7 protein-coding genes are annotated in these 8,415 nt (G+C 51.7%); 6 read left to right on the forward strand and 1 reads right to left on the reverse strand.

The window, feature by feature from the left end; translation table 11 throughout:
* The 4 genes from argJ to argF form a co-directional block, all read left to right on the forward strand.
* On the forward strand, positions 1–1,171 hold a 1,171-nt coding region (gene argJ, locus RTV33_RS08800; protein ID WP_312643520.1), incomplete at its 5' end, for a bifunctional glutamate N-acetyltransferase/amino-acid acetyltransferase ArgJ.
* A gap of 233 nt (positions 1,172–1,404) precedes the next feature.
* Positions 1,405–2,262 (forward strand): acetylglutamate kinase, encoded by an 858-nt coding sequence (argB, locus tag RTV33_RS08805; protein ID WP_312643522.1) that lies wholly within the window; start codon positions 1,405–1,407, stop codon positions 2,260–2,262.
* Between the two features lie 45 nt (positions 2,263–2,307).
* Positions 2,308–3,489, forward strand: a complete 1,182-nt coding sequence (locus RTV33_RS08810) for an aspartate aminotransferase family protein (RefSeq protein ID WP_312643524.1) — start codon at positions 2,308–2,310, stop codon at positions 3,487–3,489.
* 3 nt (positions 3,490–3,492) lie between these two features.
* Positions 3,493–4,410, forward strand: a complete 918-nt coding sequence (gene argF / locus RTV33_RS08815) for an ornithine carbamoyltransferase (RefSeq protein WP_312643526.1) — start codon at positions 3,493–3,495, stop codon at positions 4,408–4,410.
* A gap of 49 nt (positions 4,411–4,459) precedes the next feature.
* Here argF and ypeB read toward each other — a convergent pair whose 3' ends face one another.
* A complete protein-coding gene (gene ypeB / locus RTV33_RS08820; RefSeq protein WP_312643528.1) occupies positions 4,460–5,839 on the reverse strand; it encodes a germination protein YpeB in 1,380 nt (459 codons plus the stop codon).
* Between the two features lie 213 nt (positions 5,840–6,052).
* On the opposite strand from ypeB, the gene RTV33_RS08825 reads away from it, so the two are divergent.
* Both RTV33_RS08825 and thiI read left to right on the forward strand, forming a co-directional pair.
* Positions 6,053–7,186, forward strand: coding sequence for a cysteine desulfurase family protein (locus RTV33_RS08825; protein WP_312643530.1), 1,134 nt, complete (start codon positions 6,053–6,055; stop codon positions 7,184–7,186).
* A gap of 39 nt (positions 7,187–7,225) precedes the next feature.
* Complete coding sequence (gene thiI, locus RTV33_RS08830) at positions 7,226–8,398, forward strand: tRNA uracil 4-sulfurtransferase ThiI (protein WP_312643531.1); 1,173 nt, start codon at positions 7,226–7,228, stop codon at positions 8,396–8,398.
* The last annotated feature ends 17 nt before the right edge of the window (positions 8,399–8,415 follow it).

The following is an 8,415-nucleotide window of genomic DNA, read 5'->3' on the forward strand; positions in this document are numbered from 1 at the left end:
AGGCGGAATCCACTGCGGCATCCGTAAAAATAAAAGCAAACGTGACCTTGCACTCATTTACAGCGAGGCACCCTGCGCAGTTGCCTGCACCTACACCCAGAATAAGGTGAAGGGCGCGCCTATCTACGTTACCATGCAAAATGTGGCAAACGATACGGCGAAAGCCATTATCTGCAACAGCGGCAACGCAAACACCTGCAACGCCAACGGAATTGAGATTGCCACCCAGATGTGTGAGCTCACTGGCAAGGCGCTGGGAATCGACCCTGGTGATGTGGTGGTGGCGTCCACCGGCGTGATCGGGCAGCCCCTTTCCATCGACCCAATTGCGGGCGGTATGGAGAAGCTGGTGCAATCACTTTCGGAAAATGGCAGCAGCGAAGCCTGCGAGGGCATTATGACAACAGATACGTTCCAAAAAGAATTTGCTATTCGCTTTACGGTGGATGGAGTGCCCTGCAAGATGGGCGCTATTGCAAAGGGCAGCGGTATGATTCACCCGAACATGGCAACCATGCTCGCGTTTGTCACCACCGATGTAGCAATTGCTCCGACCCTGCTGCAAAAGGCAGTGTGGAGTGTGGTAAGCGATACCTTTAACATGGTGAGCGTGGATGGTGACACCTCTACCAACGATATGTTTACCTGCCTTGCCAACGGTGCCGCTCAAAACCCTGTCATCAACTGTGCCGACAGTGCCGCATATCAAGACTTTTGTGCGGCGCTCTGCCACCTGTGCGAAATTGTTTCGAAAAATATTGCCAAAGACGGCGAGGGTGCCACCAAGCTGCTGGAATGCAATGTGACGGGCGCACCCGACAAAGCGATTGCGAAAAAAGTGGCGAAATCGGTGGTATGCTCCAGCTTGTTCAAGGCGGCAATGTTTGGTGCAGATGCCAACTGGGGGCGTGTGCTGTGCGCCATCGGCTATACCGATGCAGAGTTTGACATCGGCAAGGTAGACGTCAGCTTTGCCTCCCAATCGGGCGATATTGCAGTGTGTAAAAACGGTGCGGGCGTGCAGTTCAGCGAAGAAGCCGCAAAGCAGGTACTTACCGAAAACGAAATTCAAATCAACATTGCTATGAACGACGGCAAGGCGTATGCCACCGCATGGGGCTGCGACCTGACCTATGATTATGTTAAAATAAACGGCGATTACCGCACCTAAGGATGCAAACCAAAACAATTCCCCGCCAAACTGCGTTGGCTGCACTTGTGAATTTCGGTACCATACAACAAGTATGCGCCCTCATTCACATCGTTTGCCGCCTTGTCTTGCGGGTTTTGTTTTGCAGTGCAGGGAAGATCAAACCAAATTCCCATCATACTGCGTTGGCTGCACATAATTTTCTGGCATACCGCTATGGCGGAACTTAAATAAAACAGTTTGAGGAACAGAGCATGAAAATATCCAATACAGACAAGGCGCAGGTGCTGATACAGGCACTGCCTTATATACAAAAATATTACGATAAAATCGTGGTGGTGAAATACGGCGGCAACGCAATGATTGATAAGCAGCTCAAGCAGGCCGTGATGAGCGATATTGTACTGCTCTCGCTGGTGGGTATCAAGGTGGTGCTGGTGCACGGCGGCGGCCCCGAAATCAGCGATGTACTGCATCGAATGGGTAAAGAAAGCAAATTCATCGGCGGGCTGCGCTATACCGACAAAGAAACCGCCGAGGTTGTACAGATGGTGCTTTCCGGCAAGGTGAACAAGGGGCTGGTCTCCCTCATTGAGCAAAACAAGGGGCGTTCCATTGGGTTGTGCGGCATTGACGGCGGTATGATCAAGGCAAAAAAGCTGGAGGGCGAGGTTGACCTCGGTTATGTCGGCGATATTGTCACGATTGATACCTCCACAATTGTAGATTCGCTGAACAACGGGTACATCCCTGTCATTGCAACGGTTGGCAGCGACGACGAGGGCAATGTCTACAACATCAATGCGGATACCGCTGCGGCGCGCATTGCGTCTGAACTGGGCGCTGAAAACGTGATCCTGATGACCGATATCCGCGGACTGCTCGCAAATAAAGACGACGAAACCACGCTGATTCCGCATGTCAACGTCAGCGAAGTGCCTTACCTCAAAAAACAGGGCATTATCTCGGGCGGAATGATACCCAAAATTGAGTGCTGTGTTGAGGCGGTTCGCCGCGGTGTAAAAAAGGCCGTCATCATCGACGGGCGCATTCCGCACTCTATCCTGATCGAAATCCTTTCGGACGAAGGCGTTGGAACTATGTTCAGTTAATAAGCTACAATACACATAATTAATAGAAAGCAGGTGGGCTTGCAAATGGATTTTAACGGACTGCGGCAGATGGACAGCGAATACATTGCCGGTACTTACGCGCGTTTCCCCGTAGCGATTGTGGACGGCAAGGGCGCGGTGTGCCATGGAATAGGCGGCGAGGAATACATTGACTTCACCTCGGGAATTGGCGTAAACAGCCTCGGCTTTTGCGATGATGATTGGGTGGCGGCAGTCAGCAGGCAGGCGGGCACCATTTGCCATATGAGCAACCTCTACTACACGGCGCCGAATGTACAGCTTGCAAAAAATCTTTGCGAGCGCACCGGCTGCAAAAAGGTATTTTTTGCAAACTCGGGTGCCGAAGCCAACGAAGGCATCATCAAGGCGGCGCGCAAATACAGCGCCGACAAATACGGCGAGGGCAGAAACGAAATTATCACACTGGTCAACTCGTTTCACGGGCGCACCATCACAACTCTTGCTGCCACAGGGCAGGAGGTGTTCCATAAAAATTTCGGCCCGTTTACAGGGGGCTTTGTGCATGCGCTTGCCAATGACATTGGCGACCTTAAGGCAAAGGTGAGCGATAAAACCTGCGGTATTCTTATTGAAATGATACAGGGCGAGGGCGGGGTAATTCCTCTGCAAAAGGCGTTTACCCACGCGGTTGCTGCCCTTTGCGCCGAGCACGACATTCTGCTGATGGTGGATGAGGTACAAACGGGCATGGGGCGCACCGGCACTCTGCTTGCCTGCGAACAGTTTGGGTTAAAACCCGATTTGGTATCGCTTGCCAAGGGGCTGGGCGGTGGGTTACCCATTGGTGCGGTGCTGCTGTACGCAAAATGTGAAAAAACCTTTGGCTACGGTGACCACGGCACCACTTTTGGCGGCAACCCCATTGTGTGCGCCGGTGCAAACGTGGTGCTCGATAAATTAACCGATACGCTGCTTGCCGATGTACAGCGAAAAAGCAAACTGATTTTTGATGCAGTGGGCAAAATGCCGCATGTGAAAAGTGTGAGCGGGCTAGGGCTGATGATTGGTGTGGAGTTTGACACCCTTGCAGGCAGAGACGTGGTAAACAAATGCCTTGATGCGGGTATTATCTTCCTTACAGCCAAAACCAAGCTGCGCATGCTGCCGCCGCTCACCATCACCGAAGAGCAAATACAAAAGGGCCTGAATGTGCTAAGCAATATACTTACAAATTGGGAGGATTAAGCTATGAAGCATCTGCTAAAAATAATGGACCTATCGACTGAGGAAATTACCGAAATTTTAAACCTTGCCGACCAGCTCAAATACGAGCAGAAGCATGGCATTAAGCACCACCACCTTGAGGGAAAAACCCTCGGGATGATCTTTCAAAAATCCTCCACCCGCACCCGTGTATCGTTCGAGGTGGGTATGTACCAGCTTGGCGGCTCTGCACTGTTTTTAAGCTCGCGCGACCTGCAGATTGGCAGGGGCGAGCCTGTGGAGGACACCGCACGCGTGCTCTCGCGCTACCTCGACGGCATTATGATTCGTACCTTTGCCCAGCAGGAGGTAGATGACCTTGCAAAATATGGCAGCATCCCCATTATCAACGGGCTTACCGACTATGCACACCCCTGCCAGGTGCTTGCCGACTTGATGACGGTACGCGAGTACAAGGGCAAGCTCGAGGGGCTGAAAATGTGCTACATTGGCGACGGCAACAACATGGCGAACTCGCTGATTGTCGGCGGTATTAAAATGGGAATGGAGGTAGGCGTTGCCACCCCCAAAGCCCACCAGCCCGCGGCGGATGTTGTGGAATTTGCAAAAGGAAACGGTGGATTTACCCTCACCGAAGATGTGTTTGAAGCGGCGAAGGACGCAGACGTGATCTTCACCGACGTGTGGGCGTCGATGGGACAGGAGGGCGAGGCAGACGAGCGCCGCAAGCTGTTTGAGAGTGTTTATCAAATCAACGACAAGCTGCTTTCCGTAGCCAAAAAAGACGCGATGGTGCAGCACTGTCTGCCTGCACACCGCGAGGAGGAGATTGCCGCCGCAGTGTTTGAGGCACACCAAAACGAGATTTACGACGAGGCCGAAAACAGGCTGCATGCACAAAAGGCGGTTATGGTTAAATTAATGGCAGGCAAACAGCAATAAGCAAAAAAAGAGGCTGTCTTTTAAGACTGCCTCTTTTTGTATGCGCATTTTATCGAGTTACCCGCCCGTTTTCGTCCTCGGTGAGCAGCAGAATCTGTTCTTCAATACCGGTATTGGCATTGACATAAATCAGTATTTTATCGCCTGTTTCAGCGGTTGCGGTAAATTCGTAGCAGAAGGTCTCGTGTTGCCCCATTGTGGGTATAATGGCAAGGCGGCTGCTCTCAATCTTCAGCTTCTTACCCACCACCTGCTTTGCCTGCTCCAAGGTCAACTTAGGGGTGGTGAGGGTGCGGTTGTAGTGGTTCGAGATATAACCCCTTGCGTCAAAGCCGAGAATTTCGCCGTTATCCAGCGCAACGGTAACCTTGATAAGATCGGGGTAGATGGTGACATCACCTTGTTTGTATGCAAAATTAATAGTGCACTGGTTACCCCCCACCTGATAATAGGTTGATTCAAGTGAACGCAGGTTTAGCCCCGAAAGGTAGGTTTTGGCAGCGCGCATAGCGTCATCAACAGTAAGGCTGGTTGTTTCGGGCAGGCGCGATTTCATCACGTACGAGATAAAACCGCCCGCCTTGGTTACGCCTACCCACACGTTGTCGCCATAAAAGGTGTAAGACGGCATAGTGGAGTTTTCCTCGGAACCGCCCTTGAGGGCAGAAAAATCTACTCCTGCTGCGGCCGCTGCTAACTTCTGTGCCTCGTCATAAGGGATTTGCGCCGCCCCCTTGAGCATTTGTGGCTCGCGCTTTAAAATATGGTCGGAAAACGGTCCGTCATATTCCAGCTCGGGATATTCGGAGAATGATTTCTCCATATCATCAAAAGAGGTGAGCGTATTGCCCGATACCGGCTCGGCACCGTTGTTTTCGTTCGTATTTTGGATATCCTTTTTAATCTTCTCCATCGAAATTTTGCCTTCGATAATGCTTTGTTCCATTTGGTAAAGCTGGTTGGAAAGCCCTTTGCCGTATTCACACAGTGCGGCGAACTGTTCGCGTTCTTTATCCGAGATGTCTGCGCCGCTCACCGATTTTTTCGAAAGAGCCATTGCATAATCGCCGATTTGAGAAAGAAAGCGGTTGGTATTATCCAAATGCAGCTCACCAATAGGCAGGCTGGTGAGTGCGGTTTTGGCCGCAGAGGCGTCGCGCCAGAGCTGTGCCGAAAGGCTTGAAACCTGCACCGGTGTCGAGGCGTACATCCCTTTGTTTAGGGTTGCTGAAATCCCGGTGAGGTTACTTGCCAGCCCGGTCAGCGACTGCGAGTAGGTATCCTCCAGTAAAATGCGGTAGTGAGCTGCGTTGTTGTAGCCCACCGCAGTGCCCACACCCAAAACCAATACCACCGCGCAAAGGTAGCTGATAAGCCGAACCAAGCCACGTTTTGTAAAATTCAACTGTACAGATTTTCTATTTTCCATGGTTGTTTTCCTCCAGTCAAAGAAAAATATATTTGCAGATATTCAATATTTTTTCCATACATCTTAAAAATATGTAAAATGAGCCTTACAAAAATTGAAACAGAGCGGTTTTTGATATATAATACTAAATTAGACAGCTATCGCCCAAATTACAGGGCTTGCGACAGACAGGGCAAAAGCAGGGCTGATTGTCTTTGATTGGAGCGAAACGACATGAACGAAATATATTTGGACAACAGCGCCACCACCCGTGTGGATGACCGTGTGGCACAGGCCGCACTTTCGATGATGTGCGACTGTTACGGTAACCCGTCCTCGCTGCACAGCAAAGGGCTGGAGGCCGAACTGGCGATTACCGCTGCGCGCAAACAGGTTGCGGCGGCCATCGGTGCGGCGGCAGGTGAAATTACCTTTACCTCCGGCGGTACCGAGGCAAATAATCTTGCCATTTTCGGCACTATGAATATGAGCCGGCGAATGGGCGGCAAGGTGGTAACCACCGCGTTCGAGCATTCGTCGGTTATGGCATCGGTCGCGCAGCTTGAAAAGCTTGACTGCGAAGTAGTTGCCGTAAAACCGGACGGGCAGGGGCATATTGCGGCGCGCGACGTAATCGATGCGGTGGATAGCCGTACCGTGCTGGTGAGCATTATGCTGGTTAACAACGAGGTCGGCAGCATCACCCCGGTGGAAGAGATTGTGCGCGGTATCCACTTTAAAAACAAAGACGTTATCATTCACTGCGATGCGGTGCAGGGCTTCGGAAAGCTGCCGATCAAGGTAAAGCGGCTCGGGGTTGACCTGCTCACTGTCAGCGGACATAAAATCTATGCGCCAAAGGGGATTGGCGCGCTGTATGTGCGAAGTGGCGTGCGGCTGCTGCCCCGCGCATACGGCGGCTCACAGGAGCGTGGGTTGCGCGTGGGCACCGAGGCGGCACCCAACATTGTAGCACTCGGCAAAGCGGCGGAGCTGATTGATTGCGCGCATACGGCACAGAACACCGCGCTGTTTTCACAGACACTGCTACAGGGCATTGCGGGGCTTCGGGGAATTCATATCAACTCCCCGAGCGATGCACTGTCTTCCATTGTAAACCTCAGCGCGGTGGGAATTCGCTCCGAAATTATGATGCACTATCTTGAGCAGCGGGGTATTTTTGTCTCCAGCGGCTCTGCGTGCGCCAAGGGCGAAAAAAGCCATGTGTTGCGCAGCATGGGGCTGGATGAGCGCATCATCGACAGTGCGCTCCGCATTAGCTTTGGCAAATACAATACCTGCGAAGATATTGCAAGGTTTATCACAGTGCTGGGGCAGGGCATGAAAGACATTAAAAGACAGGCTTAATACAGACAGGCTATAGAAATAAAGGACAGAGGTAGAGGAATGAAAGAGATTATTTTGCTCAAAAGCGGCGAAATTGCGTTAAAAGGGCTTAACCGTGGCAGCTTTGAGGACGTACTGATTAAAAACGCACGCCGTAGGCTGGCCAGCCTTGGCAACTTTAAATTTACCAAGTCGCAGTCCACCATCTACTGCAGGCCGGCAACCGATGACCTTGATTTGGATGAGGCGGTAGAACGTCTCTCAAAGGTGTTTGGATTTTCAGCGCTCAGCCGTGCCGCGGTGGTGGAGAAAAATTGGGACGACATTAAAACCAAGACGGTGCAGTACCTTGCGGATACGCTGCCCTATGTGAATACCTTTAAGGTAATGGCACGCCGCAGCGACAAAACTTTTCCGATGAACTCGCCTGAAATATGCAAAGAGCTGGGCGGTGTTTTGCTGGACGCTTACCCAAACCTCACCGTGGATGTGAAGAACCCCGAGATGCTGGTATGGGTAGAGGTGCGCGAAGTGGCGGCATATATACACGCCAGGCAGATTCCGGGTGCGGGGGGGCTGCCCATTGGCACCTCGGGTAAGGCGGCACTGCTTGTTTCGGGCGGCATCGACAGCCCGGTTGCCGGCTATATGATGGCGAAACGCGGCATCGAGCTTTCGGCAATTCACTTTTTCAGCCCGCCGTATACCAGTGAGCGCGCAAAGCTTAAGGTGATTTCACTGCTTGAAAAGGTGAGCGCGTATGCGGGCAGAATCAAACTGCATGTGGTGCCGTTTACCGAGATTCAGGAGCAGATCAAAGAGCATTGCCCCGAAGAGCTGTTCACCATTATTATGCGCCGTTATATGATGAAAATTTCGCAGCGCATTGCACAGGCCAACGAATACAGCGCGCTGATTACCGGAGAAAGCGTGGCGCAGGTGGCAAGCCAGACCATAGCGGCAATTGCCTGCACCGATGCGGTTTGTGATATCCCCGTGTTTCGTCCGGTTATTGGTATGGATAAAGAGGAAATCGTTCAGATCTCACGCAAGATTGATACCTTTGAAACCTCTATTCTGCCGTTTGAGGATTGCTGCACTGTGTTTACGCCAAAGCATCCGCGCACCAAGCCTAAGCTGAAATTTGTTGAAGAGGCAGAGGCTGTATTGGATGAGGAAACTCTCATTCAAAATGCAATCGACAACATCGAAGAACAGATGATTCAAATATAACAGCGGGCGGATGCCCG

Origin of the sequence: Hydrogenoanaerobacterium sp. (assembly GCF_032017025.1) — a bacterium.
Taxonomy (GTDB): Bacteria; Bacillota; Clostridia; order Oscillospirales; family Ruminococcaceae; genus Hydrogenoanaerobacterium.

What these genes read in the sequence shown, in the direction of transcription:
- argB (WP_312643522.1), top strand. Translation starts at nt 1,405, where the DNA reads ATGAAAATATCCAATACAGACAAGGCGCAGGTGCTGATACAGGCACTG.
- RTV33_RS08810 (WP_312643524.1), top strand. Translation starts at nt 2,308, where the DNA reads ATGGATTTTAACGGACTGCGGCAGATGGACAGCGAATACATTGCCGGT.
- argF (WP_312643526.1), top strand. Translation starts at nt 3,493, where the DNA reads ATGAAGCATCTGCTAAAAATAATGGACCTATCGACTGAGGAAATTACC.
- ypeB (WP_312643528.1), bottom strand. Translation starts at nt 5,839, where the DNA reads ATGGAAAATAGAAAATCTGTACAGTTGAATTTTACAAAACGTGGCTTG.
- RTV33_RS08825 (WP_312643530.1), top strand. Translation starts at nt 6,053, where the DNA reads ATGAACGAAATATATTTGGACAACAGCGCCACCACCCGTGTGGATGAC.
- thiI (WP_312643531.1), top strand. Translation starts at nt 7,226, where the DNA reads ATGAAAGAGATTATTTTGCTCAAAAGCGGCGAAATTGCGTTAAAAGGG.